The 22699-nt window shown below is 71.4% G+C and carries 19 protein-coding genes and 1 pseudogene; 7 read left to right on the top strand and 13 right to left on the bottom strand.

The annotated features are described in order from the left end of the window. Window positions 1–8: 8 nt before the first annotated feature. The 4 genes and pseudogenes from pglX to ABIH81_RS21640 form a co-directional block, all read right to left on the bottom strand. A complete protein-coding gene (gene pglX, locus ABIH81_RS21655) occupies window positions 9–3575 on the bottom strand; it encodes a BREX-2 system adenine-specific DNA-methyltransferase PglX (protein WP_349876716.1) in 3567 nt (1188 codons plus the stop codon). Window positions 3576–3669: 94 nt separating this feature from the next. Further along, window positions 3670–4416, bottom strand: a complete 747-nt coding sequence (locus ABIH81_RS21650; RefSeq protein ID WP_349876715.1) for an alpha/beta hydrolase — start codon at window positions 4414–4416, stop codon at window positions 3670–3672. After that, window positions 4374–4514, bottom strand: a pseudogene (locus ABIH81_RS21645) (alpha/beta hydrolase); the annotation flags it as partial. The pseudogene ABIH81_RS21645 and the gene ABIH81_RS21650, both read right to left, overlap by 43 nt. 54 nt (window positions 4515–4568) lie before the next feature. Continuing rightward, a complete protein-coding gene (locus tag ABIH81_RS21640) occupies window positions 4569–4808 on the bottom strand; it encodes a winged helix-turn-helix domain-containing protein (protein WP_349881175.1) in 240 nt (79 codons plus the stop codon). 315 nt (window positions 4809–5123) lie between these two features. Here ABIH81_RS21640 and ABIH81_RS21635 point away from each other — a divergent pair, with 315 nt between their 5' ends. The 5 genes from ABIH81_RS21635 (at window position 5124) to ABIH81_RS21615 (ending at window position 7751) form a co-directional block, all read left to right on the top strand. Continuing rightward, window positions 5124–5399, top strand: coding sequence for a DivIVA domain-containing protein (locus ABIH81_RS21635; protein ID WP_349876714.1), 276 nt, complete (start codon window positions 5124–5126; stop codon window positions 5397–5399). A gap of 2 nt (window positions 5400–5401) precedes the next feature. Continuing rightward, window positions 5402–5737, top strand: coding sequence for a hypothetical protein (locus tag ABIH81_RS21630; protein ID WP_349876713.1), 336 nt, complete (start codon window positions 5402–5404; stop codon window positions 5735–5737). Next, on the top strand, window positions 5670–6713 hold the full coding sequence (locus ABIH81_RS21625) for an ADP-ribosylglycohydrolase family protein (RefSeq protein ID WP_349876712.1): 1044 nt from the start codon (window positions 5670–5672) through the stop codon (window positions 6711–6713). The genes ABIH81_RS21630 and ABIH81_RS21625 overlap by 68 nt, the downstream gene beginning before the upstream one ends. 70 nt (window positions 6714–6783) lie before the next feature. Further along, window positions 6784–7101, top strand: coding sequence for a hypothetical protein (locus tag ABIH81_RS21620; RefSeq protein ID WP_349876711.1), 318 nt, complete (start codon window positions 6784–6786; stop codon window positions 7099–7101). Continuing rightward, on the top strand, window positions 7098–7751 hold the full coding sequence (locus ABIH81_RS21615; RefSeq protein ID WP_349876710.1) for a hypothetical protein: 654 nt from the start codon (window positions 7098–7100) through the stop codon (window positions 7749–7751). Before ABIH81_RS21620 ends, ABIH81_RS21615 begins: the two co-directional genes overlap by 4 nt. On the opposite strand, the gene ABIH81_RS21610 is transcribed toward ABIH81_RS21615, so the two are convergent. From ABIH81_RS21610 to ABIH81_RS21600, 3 genes are all read right to left on the bottom strand, one after another. Beyond that, window positions 7748–8773 (bottom strand): hypothetical protein, encoded by a 1026-nt coding sequence (locus ABIH81_RS21610; protein ID WP_349876709.1) that lies wholly within the window; start codon window positions 8771–8773, stop codon window positions 7748–7750. The two genes, ABIH81_RS21615 and ABIH81_RS21610, sit on opposite strands and share 4 nt — an antisense overlap. Before the next feature lie 460 nt (window positions 8774–9233). Further along, the gene (gene pglW / locus ABIH81_RS21605; RefSeq protein ID WP_349876708.1) at window positions 9234–13634 is read right to left on the bottom strand and encodes a BREX system serine/threonine kinase PglW; all 4401 of its coding nucleotides are present in this window, start codon (window positions 13632–13634) and stop codon (window positions 9234–9236) included. A gap of 90 nt (window positions 13635–13724) precedes the next feature. Continuing rightward, window positions 13725–14270 carry a hypothetical protein gene (locus ABIH81_RS21600; protein WP_349876707.1) on the bottom strand — a complete coding sequence of 182 codons (546 nt, stop codon included), beginning with the start codon at window positions 14268–14270 and terminating at the stop codon, window positions 13725–13727. A 343-nt stretch (window positions 14271–14613) separates the two neighbouring features. On the opposite strand from ABIH81_RS21600, the gene ABIH81_RS21595 reads away from it, so the two are divergent. Continuing rightward, on the top strand, window positions 14614–15525 hold the full coding sequence (locus ABIH81_RS21595) for a hypothetical protein (protein WP_349876706.1): 912 nt from the start codon (window positions 14614–14616) through the stop codon (window positions 15523–15525). A 37-nt stretch (window positions 15526–15562) separates the two neighbouring features. Here ABIH81_RS21595 and ABIH81_RS21590 read toward each other — a convergent pair whose 3' ends face one another. After that, window positions 15563–16192: a VOC family protein gene (locus ABIH81_RS21590; protein ID WP_349876705.1), complete on the bottom strand. Its 630-nt coding sequence runs from the start codon at window positions 16190–16192 to the stop codon at window positions 15563–15565. A gap of 53 nt (window positions 16193–16245) precedes the next feature. After that, on the bottom strand, window positions 16246–18036 hold the full coding sequence (locus tag ABIH81_RS21585; RefSeq protein ID WP_349876704.1) for an ABC transporter ATP-binding protein: 1791 nt from the start codon (window positions 18034–18036) through the stop codon (window positions 16246–16248). 79 nt (window positions 18037–18115) lie between these two features. Here ABIH81_RS21585 and ABIH81_RS21580 point away from each other — a divergent pair, with 79 nt between their 5' ends. Continuing rightward, window positions 18116–18532 (top strand): MarR family transcriptional regulator, encoded by a 417-nt coding sequence (locus ABIH81_RS21580; RefSeq protein ID WP_349876703.1) that lies wholly within the window; start codon window positions 18116–18118, stop codon window positions 18530–18532. A 98-nt stretch (window positions 18533–18630) separates the two neighbouring features. On the opposite strand, the gene ABIH81_RS21575 is transcribed toward ABIH81_RS21580, so the two are convergent. The 4 genes from ABIH81_RS21575 to ABIH81_RS21560 all read right to left on the bottom strand — a co-directional run bounded on the left by ABIH81_RS21575 (window position 18631) and on the right by ABIH81_RS21560 (window position 22694). Further along, on the bottom strand, window positions 18631–19257 hold the full coding sequence (locus ABIH81_RS21575; RefSeq protein ID WP_349876702.1) for a TetR/AcrR family transcriptional regulator: 627 nt from the start codon (window positions 19255–19257) through the stop codon (window positions 18631–18633). Window positions 19258–19352: 95 nt separating this feature from the next. Then, the gene (locus ABIH81_RS21570; protein ID WP_349876701.1) at window positions 19353–20624 is read right to left on the bottom strand and encodes an ABC transporter substrate-binding protein; all 1272 of its coding nucleotides are present in this window, start codon (window positions 20622–20624) and stop codon (window positions 19353–19355) included. 49 nt (window positions 20625–20673) lie between these two features. After that, window positions 20674–21819: a branched-chain amino acid ABC transporter permease gene (locus ABIH81_RS21565; RefSeq protein WP_349876700.1), complete on the bottom strand. Its 1146-nt coding sequence runs from the start codon at window positions 21817–21819 to the stop codon at window positions 20674–20676. Beyond that, a complete protein-coding gene (locus tag ABIH81_RS21560; RefSeq protein WP_349876699.1) occupies window positions 21816–22694 on the bottom strand; it encodes a branched-chain amino acid ABC transporter permease in 879 nt (292 codons plus the stop codon). The genes ABIH81_RS21565 and ABIH81_RS21560 overlap by 4 nt, the downstream gene beginning before the upstream one ends. Window positions 22695–22699: the final 5 nt, after the last annotated feature.

Below are 22699 nucleotides of genomic sequence, written 5' to 3'. Positions count from 1 at the left end.
CGCAGGTGTCAGCTCCTCGGACGCCGACCACGGGTGGTCTTGGGCGGACGCCACGAGCGGAGCGCCTCGTCGGTGAGGTGCAGCCGGTTGGTGGTCTCGGCGAGGAACCCGGCGTAGATGTCCGCTGGCGAGGACCCCCACATCGGGTCGAACTCGCCGTGCCACTGGCGTACCCAGGGAAGGATCTCGCGCAACCCCGCGACCAGCGGCAACAGCCGGTCGGCGGCCCAGCCGTCCTCCTGCTCGCGGGCGACGATCAGGGTGGCGAGGGCCTGGGCCTGCTCGCGGTGGTCCCAGCCGGCCCAGCCGACCAGCAGCGACGGGTCACCGTCGCGGCCGGCACCGGGGTACGAGACGAAGCGTTCCTTGGGTACGTCGAGCTTGCCCCGGTGCTTCCAGTAGCTGCCCTTGAGGAAGTCCGCCGAGGTGTACTTCGGCGGCACCGGGATCTGCTTGCGGAACTCCCGCTGCGCCGCCTCGTCGGCCAGCGCGTCCTCGGCCCGCTGCAGGTCCCACACCTCCTCCCAGTCGGCGCGCTTGGCCAGGCCGGAGTCCTTGTAGCGCAGCGCGGCCAGGTGCGGCACGTGCTCGTCGGCGACCAGGTCGGCGATCACCTTGCCGAGGTCCTGGCCGGGTGCGTAGAGGCCGGCGACGGTGAGCACGTCGGCGTCGCGGCGCAGCTCGTCCGCGAGTTGCGCGGTGGTCAGCGGGCGCGGCTGCTCCAGCCCGTCGACGTGGTGATACCACAGCTCCCGCGCCTCGCACCGGTCCAGCAGCCAGTCGCGCAGCGCCTTACGCTGCATCACCTCCCAGCCGTCGGTGGCCCACCGCCGCTTGCACTCCGGCCGCTCGATCAGCCCGATGTTGCGGTTGCCCTCGATGACCGCGATCCGCCGCTCCACGATCGCCCGATATTCGGGCGACCAGTGCGCCGGCAGCTCGGTGATCGGCGTCGACCCGTGCCGGGCGAACCACTGCGTTTCCACGCCCTCGTCGCGCATCTTGCGGGCGAGCACGATCTCGAACGCCCGCTCCCCCAGCTTCAACTCCGGCACCGAACCGGCCGGGGCTGTCAACTCCTCGTCCAGCAGCCCGTAGAGCGAGTAGACCTGCCAGTCCAACTCCTCCTGCAACGCGATCATCCGCGCCCGGACTGAGTGCCACTCGTCGCAAGCGGCGATCAGCCGCTCGCGGGTGGTCACCCCGGAGGCCGCGACCGCGGCCGCGGTGACGGTGGCGAGCCGCTGTGCCAGCCCGTCGATCTCCCGGCTCAGTTCAAGAGGGTACGCCGAAGGCAGTGGAAGATTCTGCAGCTTCGTCCCAGTGAACTCGTAGAACCGTTCCCAGTCCTCGCTAGCAATACCACCACCGATTCCCCCGTTTCCTCGATCAAAGCTGACTCGCTTCAGCCAGAAGCAGCCGGTCGAACTGTTGAGCACACCGAGGATTTGCAGGTGCTCAGCCTCCGACGACGCGTCCGCGAGTTTGATGATAGGGGCGGTTCGGTTAAAAACCTTTCCACCACGGTCCAATACAAAGTGGTTATGCGTACCAACAAATGCAAATGCAATCGATACTGGCGTCCGATGCCGCGCCGCAAAGTACATACCCAGGTCGTACCAGCGAAGCCCCCGCTCGCTGGGCACCTTGCCGAAGTAGAGGCGACGCGCCAAGTTTGTTCGCATACTCCACAGGTAACGCAAAGTCAAAGGCAGGAGAGAACGCTGGGTTCCTTCGACCCGATACGGCATAACGGTGGAGGCTGGAGTTACTAAGAGGAAATCCCGGACGTCATCCCCATTGACTATCGGGACGACATCGACATCCAGCCGCATGCGGCGAAGAAAAGCGTCAGGTAGGAGGAATGCGTCGTCCTCAAGAGTGAGAACTGTCATCCCAACGTCAACACCTTCTCCCGCGAGTGTTTTGGGCGCTGCCTCCAGCAGTCTCATGACGTCGTCTGCACCGCCCCCATACAAGCTCCAGGGATGGGAGGCGAGATCTGCCCGCACCGTGTCAGCGACACTGACCCATTTACTCTGAGAGCCAGGGGAGTTGACCTGTCGAACGATGGCTTGCCAGACGACACCCCGGCGTGGGTCGGCCGGGGCACTTGGTTCGCCGCGGATGCCCATCACGGCGCGGATGGTGCCGGCCCGGCCACGGTTGGTGTTGCGGCCGACCAGGATGACCGTCGGGGTGCCGTGGCCGGGGATGTAGGCGCCGGAGGTGTCGATGACGTGGGTTAGGTTGACCTCGATGGCGAAAAGCTTCTCGATCATCTTTTTACCGAACTCGCGCTTCATGAACGAGTTGGCCGTGATCTGCCCGACGTGCCCCGCACCCTTGCCTTCCCCGTCGCCGGGCTTGGCGAGTTGGAAGAACCGCTGCGCGAACGGCACCGACAGGGCGTACTTGCCGGAGCAGGCGTCGTACATCTCGCGGTATGCCTCATTGAGGCCCTTGTCCTTGACCGTGATGTAGGGCGGGTTGCCGACCACGACGTGATAGCGGCCGGGGCTGAGGATTCCGGAGTGCTCCTGCACGTCCTCGGTCGTGTAGGCGAACTCAGTCATCGAGTCCTCGCCGAACAGCATGGCCTGCCGTCGCTTGATCAGCGAGTCGCCGACGGCGAGGTGCATCGGAAAGGTGTAGCCGGCCGAGTCGGCGAGCGTCTTGACGTTACAGGCGCGCAGGGCTGCGACCAGCAGGCGGAAACGCGCGATGGCGACCGCGAAGGGGTTGATGTCGACGCCGTGGACGGCGTCGAGGGCGAGGCGTACCCGCTCGTGGGGGTCACGGTTGGGGGCGTGCTGCTCCCACTCATTCAGGAGACGGTGGAAGGCGCCGAGGGCAAAGTGGCCCGAGCCGCAGGTCGGGTCGATCATCTTGACCACGTCGTGGCCGAACTCGGCGATCGCCGGGGTGAGGGTCAGGTCGAGGATGAACTCCTCGACGAACTCCGGCGTCTGCAGCAGGGCATAGGTCTTGCGGGCCGCCTCGGAGAGGTCCTGGTAGAGGTCGCCGAGGAAGCGAGTGTCCCACTCCGAGTCGGTGAAGTCGTGGACCAGGCTGCCGGTCTCGCCGCGCTGACGCCAGAAGCCGATCAGTTCCTTGGCCGCGTCGTGGGACAGCGGGATCTGGTAGAGCGCATTGTGCCGCTTGTCGAACAGCGACTTGCCGGCTTGAGTGCTGGCGATGACTTCGAAGCCCTGGTGGAGCCAGTCGCGCAGGGTCTTGTCGGGCTGGTCGCGGAAGAACTGCGCCTCGGCCTCCTCGGCGAGGACCAGGCGGTCCCCCGGGCCGGCGAGGTAGGGGTCGGGCAGCAGCCCGTTGTCCTCGCAGAAGCGTACAAAGACGGTGCCGAGCACCCAGGCGACGGCGGCCTGTGTCACCCGCTCGTCGCGCCACGCCGTCCAGGTGGCGGCGGTGCGGCCGACCTTGAAGGCGTGGTCGTACTCGCCACGCAGCTTGAGGCGCACCTCCTCGACCGACTCGGCCTGCTCCCGCAGGTCCTTTTCCAGGTTCTTGACCTGCTTCTGCAGATCGGACAAGAGCAGCTTCCGGTCGATCACCCGAAGACTCTAACCGTCCCGTCGACGGGACGGGGGCACCCGTAAGTACCGATCTGGTCGACAGGCCGCTACCGAATCAGGCTCGGACGACGGCTCACATCGTCGCGTCGAGAAAAGTGACCACGGCCCGACGGAAGTCGTGCGGGTTCTCTACCCACGGCAGATGACCGGATCCGGGAAGGCTGACCCGCTCGCAGTTCGGCAACGCCTTCGCCAGCGAATCGACGCCCCAGCGGGGACGGATGTCCTCGGGGCCGTCGATGATCAGCACGGGCAGGTCGAGCGCCCGGCACCGCGCGGCGATGTCGGCTTCCCTCAGCTCCCGTTTCACCTCGGCGTTGACGGCCTGATTGCAGTCGCGGTTGATACCCAGCCACGGCGTGGCCATGTCCTCGGCGTGCATCATGGCCGCGTCGGGGTCGGCGAAGTCGGCCGACCACTGCAGGATCGCCCGTTCGCGTTCCTCGGCAGGAGTGAGGGTGCGTGTACCCAGCGCCTCCCACCGGTTCAGATGGGGCCCGAGCCGCCGCCTGAGATTCCGCTCGTAGTGCGGATGCCAGCCGCGATCGGGGTCGATGCCGGTGCCGGAGACGTAGATCAGGTGACTGACCCGCTCCGGGTGTTCGATCGCGTACCGCAGCGCCAGGTGCGCGCCCCACGAATGGCCCAGCACTGCCGTTCGCGGGCCGGCCAGGCGCTCGCGTACCGCGTCGAGGTCGGCGACGAACGGCCGACCGAGTACGGACCGCGCCGCTCGGAACGCCCGCAACCACGCTGGTCCCACCGGATGACACGGGCGCGCCCGTCGAGCAGCCGGGCGACCGGGCCGAGGTAGTCCCACATGCCCGGGCCGCCGTGGCAGAGCACCAGCGGCGACCCGGTGCCGGCCTGGCCGGCCCACAGGCGACAACCGTCTTCGGTACGCACGTCCGCAGTCATCACCGACAGTATGGCGAGTCGCGCGCCGCCGGTGGAGTCTGGACTGACGCCGGGTTACGGCTCGCGCATCCAGAGTTTCGGATCATTCACGAAGACGCCCTTGCCTTGGTGCCGCCAGATCACCCGAAGCGCTTCGAGCCGCACGTAGACCTGCTTCACGGTAGACGGGCTGACGCTGTGCGTCGCGGCGAGCTGCGAGATCGATGGCAGCTTGTCGCCCGGCTTGAGCTTCTTGGCTCTGATGTCGGCGACGATCTGGTCGGCGATCCGGATGTAGTCGGCGGTAATCGGCATGGCTCCCCCTGCGTGGCACGCCAATTCGATCACGCAACGACACCTTGCAACAACTCAACGTTTGGTTCAGGTGACTGGGACAGCTAAGTTGGCAACGCCCCTCCCCTTGCGTGGCAACAAGGAGCAGGGGCTCCCCCGGTCGGGGCGGGTGTGCGTACCCGTCCCGACCCTCCGGACTGTTCCGCCTTCGTACCGCCGATCTGGGCTGCGGGGGCGGAGCGGGCGGGTCGTCCGCGGCCGGCGTGCGGACGGCCCGCCCTTCCAGACCCACCACACCGACCCGCCGCGTCTCCGCCTGCCCCGGAAAGGACCGAAGTGACGCAGTATCGAACCGGCCAGCTCTACGGGACCGGTCTACCGGCCCGGATGACCCCGCACGAGGTGCGCACCCATGCCTTCGATCCCCGTCGGCGGGGCGTCGACCCCGATCAGGTACGCGAGTTCCAGGCCCGGGTCGCCGACGAGCTGACCGAGCTGCACCGGCAGGTACGCCTGCTCGCGCAGGAGAACGACAGGCTCAAGCGCGCCCTGCGGGACTGGCAGACCATGCACGCCCGGGAGTGCCGCCCGCCGAACGACGGCCCCTGGTAACGGTGCGCCCGCAACCCGGCGACCTGCTGCGGGTCGACGGTCGCGCCTCGGTGCAGTTCGGCGGCGACCGCGGCCTGACGTTCCGGGTCGTGTCGGTCGGCCCGGAGGTGCCGCACACCGGCTGGATCTGGCTGACCGGCTACGTGCTCAACCGTCGTGGCACCGCGACGGTCAAGCGGGAGATCTTCGTCCAGACGACCGGCCTGCGTCGTCATGTCGACATCCCGACCCCGGGCCGCGCTCGCGCCGCCCGCCCCTATGCTGCTCGGAATGACCAGGGTGACGGCGAAGCAGCTCGCCACGGCGAGGGGCTGCGTGCTCGGGCTGATGCTCGGTGACGCGGTGGGCGTGACTGGCGGCCATCTGCCGGCCGAAGGCCCGTTACGGGCGACGAGCGCCGGCCAACTCGCCTGCTTCACCATCGAGGGCATCATCCGCGCCGACGTCCGGGGAACACACAAGGGAATCTGCCATCCGCCCAGCGTCGTGTGGCACGCCTACACGCGCTGGGCATCGGTGCAGGGCATCCCTGGGATCAGACCTTGGAGGGACGAGAATTGGCCGGACGGCTGGCTTGCACAAGTCCCCGCATTGGGTCTTCGCCGGGGGTCCGCCCCGGCCACCGTGTCCGCCCTGCAAGCCAGGCCGGTGTTGGATCCCGACGACGACCGTGTCTGGACCAGTCTCGGGGCGCACGGGCTCACCCGTACCCTGCCCGCCGGCCTGATCGAGTGGTGGCATCCGGAGCCCGGTCGGTTTGCTGCGGAGGTGGCTGCTACTACGCACGGTCCCGAGGCGGTGGACGCCGCCGCACTGGGCGCGACGATGATCAGCGCGGTGGCCAAGGGCCATGGTGTCGAGGAGTCGGTGGAGCGGGCGCAACGGGAGTGCCAGAGTTTCCTCCGGGTGCTGACCGGTCGGCCGTTCGCCGAGGCGGCGCAAGCAGCTCGGGAGCATCCGCGTGACCCGGAGGCGCTGACACGGCTCGTCCCCGACGGCCGCGCGCTGTCAGCGCTCGCGGGAGCCGTCTACGTCGCCCTGTCGTTCCCCGACCGGGGGCAACTGCACGACGCCCTGCTGTTCGCCGCCTCCGCACCGCACGGTCGGCATGCGGCAGCGACCGTAGGAGCGCTGCTCGGCGCGCGGCACGGCGTGAACGCGCTCCCGGTCGGACTGGTGTCCCGGCTGGAACTGGCCTGGGTCGCCGATGTGCTGGCACGTGACCTGCTCGCCGAGTTCGTTGACAGGCCGTCAGGCACCGAGTACACCGACGGGAGCGATCCGGACTGGTGGGACCGCTACCCCGGCTGGTGACCCGGACTCCGCAGCGCCATCCACGACGATCATCCCCGCACGAACCGGGCCGAGACGGTAGGAAGGTCGCATGGAGTTCGCCGTCGAGGTTCAACCGCCTGACAGTCCTGGCGGGCTGTCCACCCGCCACCTCGCAGACGGCTCCCGGGTGGTGGAACTCGCCGCCGCGATAGCGGCGATCAGCAACCGGCTGACCGCCGAACTGGAAGGCACGCCGAGTTCCGGACAGGACTGGCTGCTTGACGAGGTGGAGATGACGTTCCACCTCGATTTCCTGCCCGGAACCGGAGTCGTGCTCGTGCGTGACGACACCCGCCACGCCGTCTCGGTGAAATGCAGGTTCACCCGTGCGTCGGAATCCTCGGAGGAGCCGACACAAGCGCCATGAAACGTACGCGTCTCTGGCTGGGAATCCTCGGCCTCGTCAGCACCAGCTACCTGATCTTCGAGCCGGTCGAGCGCCTCACGTTGGCTTGGGCGAGGTTGACGGAGTTCGGGCCGTACGCCTTGATCGCTCTCGCGATCCTGAACCTGGGCCGGGCGGTGACACGATCGGCCCTCGTCCTCGTGGGTCCCGCCATCCTGGTCACGATCGCCGTCGCGCTGGCGTACCGGCCGGAGGTCGGCTCAGCGGATGCCGTCGACCTCGCCGTCGCGCTGGCGTTCTTCGGCGCCGTCGCGTTGGTGATGTCGGCCGTGACGGACGAGCAGTTGTGGACCCGCGTGATGTGGACCGGTCGGGTCGCGGCGCTGGCCGCTCTGCGCGGGCGACTGCGAGCGGTCGCGGTTCTCGGTGAGATACGCGTCGACATGCTTCAGTCACAGCCCCACGGAAAGCCTGTCCTCACCGCGGTGGCAGTGGGAGGCCGAGTGGTAGTGGATGTCCCACGCGAATGGCGCATTCTGGCCCGGCCCCCTGCCGGGCCGCTTCTCCTCGTGCGCGAGATGGGCCGCCGCGATCTACCGGACATGGGCGACGCAGACTTGGAGGTTCGGCTGGTCGGCCTGGGTGGCGCACTCGAGCTGCGCCGCAGCTAATCCCGGCCGGGATGCACGTAGTTCAGGGTCAGGTGCTCCTCCGCTGACGGCGGATCCGGCATGCCGTCGCTGATCTCGAAGAAGTGCGAGAGTTCCCGGTTGCGCGCTGCCTCGTTCTTCGGGGTGGCGGGAAGACCGAGGTGAAGGCTCTGGAGAAGGTCGAAGCGATGCAGGTCGTAGGCGACCGACATGGCCACCCCTTGATTGGCTGCCGCCGCGATGGCGGCCCGGTAGGCGGCCACAGCCAGCAGGAGCAGGGTGAACGGCACCAGCAGCATCCAACGGTCGTTGGCGAAGGCCACGAAGCCCAGCGCACTCATGATCAAGAAGGTGACCGCAAGGTTCGCCGAGGCGTCGACGCCGTCGCTGTCCGAGTCGAACTCGCCAGCGATCTTCTCGTTGAGCAGCGGATAGAGGCGGGGCCACGTCCGGAGTGTGTTCAGGGCGTAGCGCTCACCCGCCACCCGCTCGTTGCGCCGGAGGGTGTTGCCGAGCATCGTCGGCAACACCGGCTCAGCCCCGGGCGGATACGCCATCAGCTTCGCCTCTGCCCGCTCGAGTCGCATCTCTTGGCTCCGTACACGCCGCTGCTCCCGGATCTGCTCCGCGATCGGCATGTTGGCGAGTCGTGCGTCGTCGACGCTGTCGATGCGCTCGTTCACCACCCGGCGCAGCCGGTGCCGACGCCGGGTGTGGAACGCGGTGGCGGCCCGATACGGGAACGCACCCAACCGACTACGCCAGTAACCCTCCATGATGCGGACCAGGCGTATCTGGAACGGCTGGATCACTGTGGTCAGCGTGATCACCAGGAGTGCGAACATCAGCAGACCGCCGGCGTCCGTCTTGAACCTGACGTTCGACAACGCCTCGGGGAACAGCAGCGGGCCGTTGTTGGTGAACGCGTCGATCGTCACGAGCACCCACACGTACGCGACCAGGATGGCATTCGGCAGCAGTCCGACGATCAGCAGACGGCCGAAGTTCGCGGCCGTCGAGGTGAACAGGGCGCCCAGCCACATGTCTCCCCCCTCAGTCCGTACGCAGTGGAGGAGGAGCATGCACGCCCGGCTGGACATGTTGACTCAGGTCCGGGTCGAACTCACGGGGATATACCAGGATCTGCCCGCAGCCGGGGCAAGAATATTCGTTGACGAACACCTTCCGCGTTCCCGCCCCCGCATGCTGCGAACACCGGATGTGGCGGTCGTCCGCGAGCATCAGATCACTCACCCACTGACAACCGGGCGCCCGACAGAGATAGACGAATCGAGGACGACCATTCGGCTCGCCCCTGAGCGACAGCCGAAACCTGGACCAGGCTAGTGGCAGCCGGGAAATGAGGATCAGCAGCAGCCATGATCTCACCCGGCTCCTCCTCGAGTGAGGCTGTCGTGACAGCGAGTTTGCCACGGCGCCCACACCCAGAGGAACGAGCCGATCGGTCGGGTAGCTGACTCGCCTGTCGCAGGGTGACCGCTGTCAGGCGACCGCGGCGCTGCGGTGTGCGTTGACGACCCAGGCGTCCGGCAGCCCGATCCACTCGTTGTCGCCCACCCGCACCACAGTGCCGTCGAGCTTCGGGAGCATCGCCGGGTCGTCCATCGGGCACAGCACCCACACACTCCCCGTCCCGGCGCGCGCCGCGTCGGCCAGCTCGTGCAGCCCGTCCATCGCCCCGTAGCGGGCCAGCACCGCCGCGTCGTGCAGCAGCACCGGCCCGGCGTCGGCGCGCAACTGCGCGCGCAGACGCGGCAGGACGAGCCGCCACGCCTGCTCCACGTACTCACCGAGCTTGATGGCCGCCCGGGAGTTCTCCGGCGCGTTGTCCGCGCCCACCACCGTCTCCCAGGTGGGCTTCGGCCGGGCGTCGACCAGTCCCCGCAGTTCCCGTACGAACTCGGCGGCCACGCTGACCGGCCGGGCGTCGAAGCGGCGGACCAGCTCGTCGCGCGCCGGCACGGCGCGGTTGAGGCGTACCGTCAGGGCCCGGAACCCGCCCGCGGACCGCGCGCCGGTCAGGCGTTCCTCGGCGCGCATCGCCTGGGCCAGCTCCGGGGACTCGGCCGCCCACCGGCTCGGCAGGGCGCTCGCCGACGAGTGCCGCTGGATGATCGACATCGACGACGAGCCGGTGCGGGGTCGCGGCACGAACCGGTCTCCGACGCGGCGCAGGTCGAAACCCGCCTCGGTGAGGAGGCTGTCCAGCCTGTGGTCCATCGGCAGGGGGTCCAGCTCCGGGAAGCGCGCCGAGACGCGCTGCTGCACCTGCTCGGGACTCAGGGCCCGCTGGTTGCCGGCGCCGGGGGACACCACGCCGGCCTGGGCGAGCCGCAGCGCGCGTACCGGGTCGAGGTCGCGCGGATACAGCTCCAGCCGCGCGGTGGCGGCGGCGCGCTCCGACGCCACGGCCGCGAGCTGCACCCGTCGCCGCTCGTCGATCACGTCGGCGGCACCGCCGGGAGCGGTCACCGTGGCTAGGGTACGCATCACGGTGGCCGCGCTCGGCAGCACCTCACTGGCCGCGAGCCGGTCGGCGGCCTTGCCCAGCGCGTCGGCGTAGTCAAGCAGGGCCGGCGCCGCCGGGGTGTCCGGGGCGTCGTCGTCACCGGCCTCCAACGCGACGAGCAGGCGGTCACCGTGCGGGTGCGGCCGGCCGTCGATGTCGGCTCGGCCGTGCCGGCGCAGCAGGAGGCGGGGCTCCTCCTCCAGCGCATCGATCTCGACCGCAGCCCGCACCGCGGCCACCGCTATCGCCAGGCGCAGCTTATGGCCGGTGCGGACCGAACCACGGCTGGTGAGCAGCGCCGCCGCCAGCTCAGCGACGCCCATCACCCGGCCGCCGTCGCGCAGCAGCTCCACCACCTGGGTACGCACGCTGCGCACCACCGGCAGCTCGTGCCAGCGCTTGCGCTGCTTGCCGAGAATCTGCGCGATGCGGCCGGGGGTCACCCCGACGGCGGTGGCCACCAGCGGCTGCTGCGGCCAGAGCGGCAGCGCGGACAGCGTGCCGGTGGCGTCGGGCAGGTTCAGCAGCAGCCGCGTCGCCTCGATCTCGGCGGTGTTGCGCCCGTTGGACGCGGGTACGAGCAGCGTGGCGATCGCGTCGAGACCGACCCGCACCAGGTCGGCGCCGCCGCCGGTGGTCTCGGTCGCGGCCTCCGCACCGGCGGCCCGCCGCGCGGCCGGGGACGTCGGGATGGTCTCCCGCTCCCCCAGCCGGTTGCGCCACTCCTTGACCCGCCGCTGCAGCTCCTTGCGCGTCTTCGCGCCAAGGCCGGGCAGCGTGGCGAAGGTGTTGTTGCCCACCGCGAGCAGCTCGCCGACGGTTGTCGCCTCCACCCGGTGCGCGGCCGACACCGCCCGTGGGGTGAGCCCGGCCGCCTCCAGGACGGTCGCGCGGGTCGCCTTCGCCGCAGCTTCCTCACGAGCCTGCTCCGCGAGCTGCTCGTCCGGCTCCTCGGTCACGGTCTCCGGATGCTCGGAGCCGACCGGGGCGCTGGCGTCGGAGCGGCGGAACACCTGCTGCCACGCGTCGCGCATGTCCTTGAGCGAACCGAAGCGGCGACGGTGGTCGCGGTGCAGCGCCTGCTGGAAGAACTCCACCAGACCGTCGCGCACCGCCGGGTCGAACGCCTCGACCGCGAGCACCGGAGGCCCCTCGGTGAGCTGCGGTTCGGTGCCCCCGTCGCCCCACACCGGCAGCTCACCGGAGGCCATCTCGTGCAGGGTGACCGCGAGCGCGTACCACTCGGCGTGCTTGTCGTAGACCTGCCGGTTCGCCGCACCGAGGAACGGATCCAGGTAGCGGGGTGTGCCGGCGGACAGCTCCTTGACCGAGACTCCGGCCAGGGAGAAGTCGAAGAGCACGAGCTGACGGGTACGGTTCGGCCGGATCCGCACCGCGATGTTGTCCGGCTTGATGTCCCGGTGGTAGACGCCCTCGCCCTCCAGGTAGTCGAGCGCGCCGAACAGGTAGTCGCTGTAGGTCTCCAGCTCGTCGACGGTGAGCCGGCCCTCGTCGCGGAGCTTGCGGGCCAGCGTCAGCTCGCCGGCGTGCTCCAGCACCACCACAGTACGGTCGGCGATGCGCAGCGGCTCCGGCCGGGCCAGCCGGATCACCCGGGAATCGGTCAGCGGGCCGAGCACCTTCGCCTCGTGGGCGAGCCGGGCCGCCTTCTCGTCGGACAGGCCGACCTTGAGCACCTCGTCACGGCCCGTGCGCTCGTTGCGGGCCAGGAACGCCCGGCAGGTCGAGCCGGTGCCGAGCTGCTTACGGACCGTCCACTCGCCGACCCGGTCGCCACCGCGCGCCTCCAGCGGGTCGGTCTGCTCCGGCTCCGGGTCGCCCGGGGGCGGGGCGGTCAGCTCGTTCTCGACCTCCTCCAGCATCTCCACGAAGTCGGCGACGGTGGTGAGCCGCTGCGCCGGCACTGGGGCGGTGGCCGCCTGGATCAGCTCGTCGGCGAACTCGCTTATCGCGTCGGTCTCCGACGAGGGCCGCAGGCCGTTGTCGCGGGCGAGCCGGGACAACAGCTCCTGGCGCTTCGCCGCGGGCGGCTGGCCGGTGAGTATGAGGTAGGCGAGCGCGCCCAGCCCGAACACGTCCATCGCGATCGGGTCGGGTCGTGGTGCGCTCAGCTCGGGCGCGAGATACGCCTCTGCCGACAGCTCGATGTGTGCGGCCGCGTGCGAGGAGAGGGTGACCGGATCGCCGCTGCTGCCCGCGTTGGTGTCCACCGCCCGGGTGGCGGCCTGCCAGTCACTGATCTGAAGCTGGGGGGTGAGCCACGCCTCCTCCTCGCTGCCTCCACGTCGCCGGCGGCCCGGCACGACCAGCACGCTGCGGGCGGACAGCGCACGGTGGTGCAGGTGCCGCCGGTGCGCGTAGGCGATCGCGTCGGCGAGCTGGCGCACCATGGCCACCCGGGTCAGCGGGTCGAGCCGGTCGCCGTACTGCGCGACATAGTGGTCGAGGCGGACGGCGCGAGGATCGTGGCGGAAGATCAGCGCCGGTCCCGCCTCGTGCGACTCGAGCGAGTCGACCCGCACGATTCCCGGGTGGTTGATGCCGTGCAGCACTGTCATCTCACGCCGGGCCGCGCGCTCGATGCTGGCCCGGTCGGCCTGGACGGCGTTGCGTTCCACCAGGTAGATGCGGATCCGGCGGTGCTCGCGTTCCAGCTCGCGGTGCCGGGCGTGGTGATCCTGCCAGGTCGGGCCGAGGTCGTACGGCCGCGACTCCAGCTCCCATGCCCCGACCTGGTAGTGCTTGCGGCTACGCGCTATGCCCACGGCTTCGAGAAGACCGGGCAGGGCTGCGGAGACCTCCTTGCTGAGCCGTTGCCGCTCGTCCTGCGGGGGGCGTTGCAGAAGCGAGCCGATGGTGGGTAGCGACCCCGGCTGGTGCCCCGGGGCGGGCTCGGGACCGTAGACGTTGTGCAGGTGGTGCTCGGACAGCGCGATGTGCAGGCCGGGCTTGGACAGGAACACCGCCGCTTGGACGAACGGCACCCGGATCGGGGCGCCGGGGCGACGGGCGGCGGCGGCCTGGAGCAGACTCTTGAGCTTCTTGGCCTTCTGATCGGCCAGGTGCAGCGGGTTGTCGAAGGTCCGGGTGCGGCTCGGGCTGGTCTGAATCCAGTTCGAGCCGCTGGACGTCAGCCGCCCGGTCAGGCTCTTGATCTCGATCAGGTAGAGCCCACCGGGGCCGGCGACCAGGAGGTCCACCTCGTAGGGGTGCCCGGTCTGGGCGGTGAAGGTGAAGTTCGACCAGGCGCGGTAGGGCTCGGTGTCGGGTAGCAGCGCTTGGACGTGCGCCAGCGCCTCCCGCTCGTGCGCGAACTGCGACGGGGTGATCGTCGTCCACCGGCCTTCCTGCATGCAGGAGATCCTAGGCCCCCGGCTGACCGACCTCGGCCTGCCGCTCGACGGCCACGTGGAGCCCGGCCCTGCCGGTCTCGAGGACACCTGTCAGTCCTGGGTGCCGGCGAACAGCGTCCAGGCGTCGATCTCCGTCGGCGCCAGCGGACGCGCCGGCAGGTAGGACGTCAGGTCGCGGAAGTCCGCCACCGCGTTGTGCACGCACACCGCGAGCGAGAAGTGCAGCAGTTCCCGCACCGCCTGTGCGTCGGGCGCCGTGACGTCGTCGAGCAGCGAGCTGCGGACATCAAGCGCGAACACCACGTGGCAGGCGCCCTGGTCGGCCTTCACGACGCAGTAGTAGCGCCCCGCCTCCGCCAGCCGGTTACGGATGTTCGCCCAGGCCATCGCCCCGGAGATGTCCGGCACGTCGGCGCCGGCCACGCAGGCCATCCGCAGGATCCAGCGGGCCGGGTCGTCCGGCGACACCGCGCCGTAGACCAGCACCAGGCCGCCGCGATGGAAGACGGCGAAGCCCTGCACGTCCGGGGTGAGGTGCAGGAAGTCCGGGGTCCAGACCCGGTCGTACTGCCGCTCGGCGAGGGACCGCAGGAACTGCACGGCCCGGCCGGTGGCGTGGCGAGCGTCAACACCCATGCGTTCTGGTCCTCCCCCGAAGGATCACGGAAGCTCACGCTATGGAGCGGCACGGACACGGATCAAGGCGTGCCGATCGAGTCTGGATGGTCGGTCCCGTGAACGGGACCGAACCCACTCCGAGTCCCACGGATAGGACTACGAGGCGGCTCGTCCGATCGGTCAGCACCGAGCCGCGCGCCGGGCGGAACCACCGTGCGCGCGGCTGCGCGCGTACACCGGCCGGGGTTGTTAGCGTGGATCGCGGACCGCCACGGCGGTCCGGCCACCCCTCGCCCGACGGCCCGCGCGTCCGTTCGACAACGCGGGACGCGGTGCTGCCGTCCGGCGTGGAGGGGGTGCGATGACCGCGGTGCCGGAGGAGCCCGAGCCGCCCGGCGGCCGGCCGAAGCCCGGCGCGCCGGTCGACGGCTGGCGGCGGCGCTGGGCCGGGCGGGCGCGGGCGCTCGGCGAGGCGGCACGCGTGCGGACCCGGCGCTTCTGGGACGGCGCGCAGCCGACGCTGCGGCAGCTCTGGTGGACCGAGGAGCCGGCGACGCCCGTCAGCACGGTCGACCGGCGCGTCCCGGAGCCGCTCGCGGTGCCGGCGCAGGGCCAGGTGTACGTGTTCCTGGTCCGCGCCACCTACACCTGGTCGTCGGACACCGCCCGGCCGGAGCTGTTCGGCTGGTACGTGGACTACTTCCAGCAGCAGGCCACACAGCGCCTGCACCGGCTGGCCGTCCGGTGCGCGGCGGAGGTGCCGCCGAACCGGCCGCGTGACCTGCACGCGGCGTTGACCGCCGCGCTCGCCGACGACGACCCGCCGCCCTGGACGTACGCGCGCGGTGAGGTGACGTTCGCCTGCGAGCCGGACGTGACTGTGCACCTCGACGAGCGGGTGCGCAGGCTGCTCCAGCCGTACTGGGAGCAGCGCATCGCGCTGGAGTGCGAGCGTGACCTGGCCCGGCGCCGCGCCGAGTACGCCGAGGAACGCGACCGGCGCGACCACCGGGAACCGCCGTCCGCGACGCGAGCGGGGGACGAGGACGAGCCGGCCGCCACGACACCGTCGGCCGACGGGCGCGAGCCGACGAGAGCGGCACGAGACGCGCGAGGGATGCCGGGCGAGGCGCGGCGGGCGCGGCGGGGATCACGGCCGGACGGGCCGGTGGAGTCGTTCACCCCGCTGGAGCCGCTGCTCCCCCCACCCGCACCGCGCCCGGCCCCGGGGCAGCGGCCCCGCCCCGGCGAGCCGGAGCCGCCGGCGATCTAGGGCCTGTCCATGAGAGCCGGCGGGCCGGCGACGGAGGTCAGCCCGGGACGGCGGCCGGGTCGGGGCGGGCCTGCCGGGCGGCCAGGTACGCGGCGAGCCCGGTGCCGTCCTCGGTGGCCACGAACGCGCCCCGTGCGTGGACCAGTGTCTCGTCGGCGTGGGTCAGACAGCCCCACACCGTGTCGCCCCACGAGTCGGCGAGCTTGACCTCGGCCGGCTCGGCGCAGGGCTCGCCGCGCGGCCCGCCGATCTGGCAGTGGCCGGGAGCGCCGTCGCGCCGGGCGGCGACCTGGGCGGCCCGGCGGACCGGCGCGGGCCGCCCGTCCGGCTCGACCCGCGGGGCGGGCACGCGCGGTGAGCGGGCGAACAGGATCGTGTTGCCGCCGGGGTCGACGGTGCGGCACTCGCCGCCGGGAGCGTGCTCGACCCGGTGACCCGCAGCGACGAGGCGTTCGGTGGTCGCGGCGACGTCGTCGACGTGGAGGCAGAGCGTGGCCGGGGCGGCGGCGCCCTCGACCAGCAGCAGGGTCAGGTCGCCGCAGCGCAGGCGCGACCGGCCGTCCTCGCCGGGCTGCCCGGTGTAGCCGAACAGCGCGTAGAACCGGCCGGCCGCGTCGGCGTCGCCGACGTTCAGCACCGGGACCTGAGCCTGAACTCCGCTGCGCACCGCGTCACTCTACCCATCAACGATGCCGAAATCACGTCTTGTGGATCAGGTGTTCAGCCGACCAGTGCGGCGTACCGGCCGCGCCGGTCCAGCAACGCGTCGTGGGTGCCGGACTCGACGATCCGCCCGTGGTCGAGTACGGCGATGCGGTCGGCGTCGCGGACGGTGGAGAGCCGGTGCGCGATGGTCACCACGGTCCGTCCTCGGGCCAGCTCGTCGAGGGCCCGCTGGACCGCGCGCTCGGTCTCGGTGTCCAGCGCGCTCGTCGCCTCGTCGAGCACCAGGATCCGAGGGTCGCGCAGCAGGGTCCGGGCGATCGCCAGGCGCTGCTGCTCGCCACCGGAGAACCGGTGACCGCGCGAGCCGACCATCGTGTCGTACCCGTCGGGCAGCGCGGCGACGAGGTCGTGGATGCGGGCGGCGCGGGCGGCGGCCTCGATGTCGGCGTCGGTGGCGTCCGGGCGCGCGTACCGGAGGTTGTCCCGCACGGTGCCGTGCAGCAGGTACGTCTCCTGGCTGACCACGCCCACGACGGCGGCCAGGTCGGCCGGGCGCAGGTCGCGCAGGTCGATCCCGTCGATGGTGATGCGGCCGGCGTCCGGGTCGTGCAGCCGGCTGATCAGCGCGGCGAGCGTGCTCTTGCCGGAGCCGGTCTCCCCCACCAGGGCGAGGCTAGTGCCGGCCGGGACGTCCAGGCTGACGCCCGCGAGGGCGGCGGTGTCGCTGCCCGGGTAGCTGAAGGTGACGCCCTCGACGCGCAGGTGGCCGCGGGCGGTGGCCGGGTCGAGCGGGACCGGGCGCGCCGGCTCGGCGACCTCGACGGGCAGGTCGAGGTATTCGAAGATCCGGGCGAACAGGGCGAGGGACGCGGTGAGCGTGACGCCGACGTTGAGCAGGCCCATCAGCGGCCGGAACAGGTTGCCCTGCAGCGCGGTGAACGCGACGAGCGTGCCGATGGTGAGCGTGCCGGCGGTGCCGGGCAGGCCGGCGCCCAGGTAGATCACCGCGGGGATGGCGGCGAAGACGATGCTCATGGCGGCCATCCGCCAGCGTCCGGCCAGTTCCGAGCGCAGTTCCAGGTCGACCAGGCGGGCCGAGGAGGCGGTGAACCGGTCGACCAGGGCCGGGCCGGTGCCGAGCGTCTTGGCCAGCCGTACGCCGCTGACCGACAGCCCCTCCTCGATGGTCACGGCGAGGTCGGCCAGTTCGCGCTGCCGCTGGGCGGTGATCTCCCGGCGCAGCCGGGCGACCCGGCGGGTGAGCCAGAGCGCGGGCGGCAGCACGACCGCCGAGACGAGCGTGAGGCGCCAGCTCAGCGCCAGCATGGCGATGGTGGTGGCGACCACAGTAGTGAGGTTGGCGGCGATCGAGGTGGCGGTGGAGGTGACCACCGCCTGCATGCCGCCGATGTCGTTGGTGATGCGCGACTGCACCTCGCCGGTGCGGGTGCGCACGAAGAAGCCGATCGACTGCCGCTGGAGGTGGGCGAAGACGTCGGCACGCAGCCGGTGCATCACCTCCTGGCCGACGCGGGTGGAGATCCAGGTCTGCGCGACGCCGAGCACGGCGGTGACCGCGGCCACCGCGACCATGCCCGCGACCAGCCAGGCAAGCAGCGTCAGGTCACGCTCGGGCAGGGCCCGGTCGATCACGGTACGCAGGAGGAACGGCGTGGCCATCGCGATGATCGAGGACGCCACGATGATCGCCACCACGGTGGCGAGCGGGCCGCGGTGGGCGGTGAACAGGCCGCCGATCCGGCGCAGGGACACCTCGCGGGCCTGGGCCCTCTCGGCGGGAGAGACGGTTCGGCCGTCACGGCGGCCGTCGGGGATGCGATCCAAGGGTGCTCCTCATGCGGGGGACGATACTGAGGTTACCTCAACATGAGGGAACAACACGAAAGCCTGTTACCGTATTCCGGTGAACGGCAGCGACGAGAGCCTGGCCGAGACGTTCTGGGCGGTGACCCGCCGGCTGCGGCACCAGACCAAGCGCGCGCTGGAGCCGTGGGAGATCAGCCCCGGGCAGGCGCGGGCGCTCGGCGTGCTGATGCGCCACGGCGCGCTGCGGCCGGGCGCGCTCGCCGAGCACCTGCACATCGCGCCGCGCTCGGCCACCGAGGTGATCGACGGGTTGCAGGAGCGGGGCCTGGTCGAGCGCCGGCCCGACCCGGGCGACCGGCGGGCCACGCTGGTCGCCCCCACCGCCGAGGGCGAGCGGGTCGGCACCGCGATCCGGCAGGCCCGGGCCACCGAGGCGCAACGGTTCTTCGGCGCGCTCCCACCGGAGGACCGGGCCGAGCTGGCCCGCATCCTGCGCCTGCTGCGCGAGGACTGAGACGGACCCGCGACCTGGACCGGCGAGGCCGGGAGGCGGCGGGCGGAAGGCGACTGTCCGCGCCGGAGGCGGCCGGAAGACCGGGCGCGCCGGGAGCGTCAGCGCAGGCCGGCGGCGATCGCGTCGACCAGCAGCGCGCCGAGCGTGCGGGCCATCACGGCACGGGCGGCCTCGACGTCGAGCCCCATCGAGTCGCGCATCATCGACCACGCCGACCAGGTGCCGGCCACCGTCAGCGCATCGAGCAGCTGCTCGCGGTCCGGCCCGGCATGCGCCAGCTCCGGGCCGAACACCGACTCGATCTCCTGGCGTACCCGGGCGATGGCCGTCTCCCGGTTGCGGCGCAACTGCGGGGAGAACGGCTCCCGCAGCGCCGACGCGCGGGCCGAGGGCGCCAGCACCTCCAGCAGCCGGGCGCGCTGGTCGCAGAACGCGGCGATCCGGCCGGTCAGCGGCAGCTCCGGCGGCACCGGCCGCCAGAGCGCGGCCTGCCGCTCGCCGACCCGCCGCCCGGTCGCGGCGAACAGCGTCTCCATGTCCTTGAAGTTGGTCCAGAGCGTGCGCAGCGACACCCCGGCCCGCTCGGCGATCCGTTCCCCGGTGGGCCGCAGGTCACCGGAGTCGATCAGGGCCAGGTGCGCCTCCACGATCGCGGCCCGGGTCCGCTCGGCCCGCGCCGCCCGGCCGTCCACCCGCGCCGGCGGATCGGTCTCCAGCTCGATCATGGGTACGGGCTCTCCTGTTGCTCGTCTGCCGGCGGCCACTCTACGTGCGTGCCGCCGGGCGGCCGGCACCCGGCCGCCCGGCGGCAGCACGGCGGTCAGGACGTCGGCACGGCGTCCGCCGGCGGGTTCGTCGGCGGCTCGGTGAACTCGGTGACCGCGCCGTCGCCGTCGTCGGTGGTGTACGCGGGACCGAAGTACACCTGCGCGCCGTTGCTCACCTTGGTCAACCGGACGCCGCCGTAGCCGGCGTGCACGCCCTCGGCGTACCGGAAGGGGGTCAGGCCCGGCCCGCGGAAGCCGCCCTTGCGCACGGCCTCGACCAGCTTCTCCCGGGTGGGGTCGGGCCCGGCGGCGAGCATCGCCTGGATGAACGTGTACGCCATCGAGTAGCCGTAGATCGCGTTGCCGTCGACCGGGTTGCCCGCGTTGTACCTCTGGTGGATCTTGGTGAACTCCTGGATCCACGGGTTCGCGGTGTCGCCCGCCATCGGCAGGTAGTTGTCGGCGACCATGCCCTCGAGGATCACCTTCTTGTCGCCGAGCTGCGCGGAGAGCGTGGTGTAGTCGGCGCCCACGTTGGACACCACCCACTGCGCCTTGAAGCCCTGCCCGGCAGCCTGGCCCATGGCCAGCGCGGTGAAGCCGGGGATGGTCGCCGAGATGACCACCTGGCAGCCGGCCGCGCGCAGCGCGCCGATGGCCGGGCCGACCTGCTGGTTGGTGGTGGTGTACGTCTGCTTCGCCGCGACCGGGCCGAGGACCTGCTCGACGCCGGCCAGCGAGTCCCGCCCGAAGTCGTCGTTCTGCCCGAAGTGGCAGACCTTCGCGCCGGGGAACTCCCGCTTGACGTAGCTGGCCAGGATCTTGCCCTCGACGGTGTAGTCGGGCTGCCAGCCGAACGTCGTCGGGTACTTGTCCGGCTGGTTCCAGTTGCGGCTGCCGGAGGCGACGAACAGGTCCGGCACCTTCTGCGTCTTGACGAACTCCAGCACGTTCGTGTGCGTGGGCGTACCCAGGCCGCCGAGCAGCGCGAAGACCTTGTCGTCGAGCACGAGCTTGCGGACCACGTTCTCGGTGTTGGCGGGATTGTAGCCGTCGTCCATGACCTTGTAGACGATCTTCCGGCCGTGCACGCCGCCCTTGCTGTTGACGTGCTCGAAGTACGCCTTCGTGGCGGCGGAGATCTTCGAGTAGCCGGGCGCGGCCGGTCCGGTGAGCGGTTGGTGGGTGCCGATGACGACCTCGGAGTCGCTGACGCCGGGGACGTTCTCGGCGGCCTGCTTCTCGTCGTCGGCGCAGGCCGGCAGCGCGGCCAGCAGGGCCAGGCCGGCGGCGGCCGCGAGAACGCGGCGGGTGGTGGGGCGCATGGTTCTCCAATCCGGTGCGACGGTGCGAACGGTGGGTGGAACCGGTGGGTCAGCGGTCCGGCGACCGGCGGCTGGTGCGGCCGCGGCGGACGGCCGCGCGCAGCCGGGCGCCGACGGCGCGCACGCCGCCCTGGAGGCCGCCCGGGGCGGCGAGCATGACGACGATGAGGATCAGGCCGAACACGGCGAGCGCGAGGTTGCCCTCCAGCCGCTGGGCCAGCCCGGCGGAGAGGCTGAGGTGTTCGGTGAGCAGGCCGGGCAGGTCCTGGAGCGCCACCAGCAGCACCGCTCCCCAGACCGCGCCGGCCAGGCTGCCCAGCCCGCCGATCACGATCGCCATGAGCAGGAACAGCGACAGGTCCAGCGGGAACTTGCCGGGTGCGACGGTAGCGGTGAGCATGGCGTACACACCGCCGCCCAGGCCGGCGCAGGCGGCGCTGACCACGAACGCGAGCACCTGTGTGCGGGCCACCGGGATGCCGGCGAGCCGGGCGGCGACCTCGTCGTCGCGTACCGCCCGCAGGGACCGGCCGAAGCGGCTGCGTACCAGGTTGGCCAGCAGCAGCATGGTGAGCAGCGCGGCGGCCAGCGCGATCCAGGCCAGCCAGCGTTCCGGCTGGAAGTAGGCGCCGAGCGCCGCCGGCGGGGTCTGCGCCGGGAACCGCAGTCCCTGTTCGCCGTTGAACACGCCGGTGAAGATCGTGGTGACCGCCGGCACGAGCGTCGCCACGGCCAGGGTCACGCCGGCCAGGTAGGGGCCGCGCAGCCGGGCCGCGGCGAGCCCGACGACGAGCCCGCCGAGCGCGGTCACCGCGACGGCGGCGAGCAGCGACGCGGGCAGCGTCCACCAGCCGCGTACGGCCCGGTCGTCGAGGGCCTGCTGGGTCAGGGCCACCGTGTACGCGCCGGTGGCCATCAGCGCGCCGTGCCCGAGGGAGAGCTGGCCGTTGAGCCCGACCAGGACGGTGTGCCCGGCGGTGACGCAGAGGAACGCGCAGACGCGCGCGACCTGGAGGTTCTGGTACGGCGCGAGCTGGTTGGTGACCAGCACGACGAGCGTGCCGGCGAACACGGCCACGGCGAGGTGGCGCAGCAGCGTGGAGCCGCGCGCCTCGCGTCCGGCGGGCGCGCCGGGGAGCAGCCGCCGCAGCGGGGACGGCGCGGCGGGCGCGACCTCGGTGGGGGTGCTCGTCACACGTGCCTCGCTCTCGCCGTGGAGAAGAGCCCGCCGGGGCGGACCAGCAGGACGGCCAGCAGCAGCACCAGGACGGCCAGCGGGGTGGTGTCCGGTCCCAGGTAGCCGGTGACGTAGGACAGGATCAGCCCGACCAGCAGGCCGCCGACGACGGCGCCGACCGGGCTGTCCAGGCCGCCGACCACGGCGGCGGTGAACGCGACCACGAAGACCAGGTCCATGGCGTGCGAGTGCAGGCCGAGTCCGGTGGGGACGACGAGCATCCCGGCGAGCGCGCCGACGCCGGCGGCGAGCGCCCAGCCCAGCGTGAGCATCCGGCCGACGCTGACGCCGAGCAGCCGGGACACCTCGGGGGCGAACGCGGCGGCCCGCATCCGCAGGCCGACCGGGGTCCGGGTGAACAGCAGCGCGAGCAGCGCCACCACGGTGAGCGCCGCGCCGAGCACCCACAGGTCGTACGGGGACAGCGCGGCAACCCCGCCGATGGTGAGCGCGTCGGTGTCGAACGGCGCCGGGGCGGGCCGGTAGTCGTTGCCGAAGACCATGCCGAGCACCGCCTGGATGACGAGCACCAGGCCGAGCGCGACGATCACCTGGTTGAGCGGGCCGCCGGGGCCGGCGAACCGCATCAGCACCCGCTCCACCAGCGCGCCCAGGGCCAGTCCGGACAGGATCGCGGCGGCCAGGCCCAGCCAGTACGAGCCGGTGGCGGAGACGACTGCGTACCCGACGTACGCGGTGGCCACGGCCATCGCGCCCTGGGCGAAGTTGACCACGCGGGCGGCCCGCCAGATGAGCACGAGCGCGAGCGCGAACGCCGCGTAGACCGCCCCGGCGGCGAGCCCGTCGAAGGTGAGGAACCAGAACCGCTCCATCCGCG

Origin of the sequence: Micromonospora sp. HUAS YX12 (assembly GCF_040215685.1) — a bacterium.
Taxonomy (GTDB): Bacteria; Actinomycetota; Actinomycetes; order Mycobacteriales; family Micromonosporaceae; genus Micromonospora; species Micromonospora tulbaghiae.
This window is presented reverse-complemented; position numbering and strand designations above follow the sequence as displayed.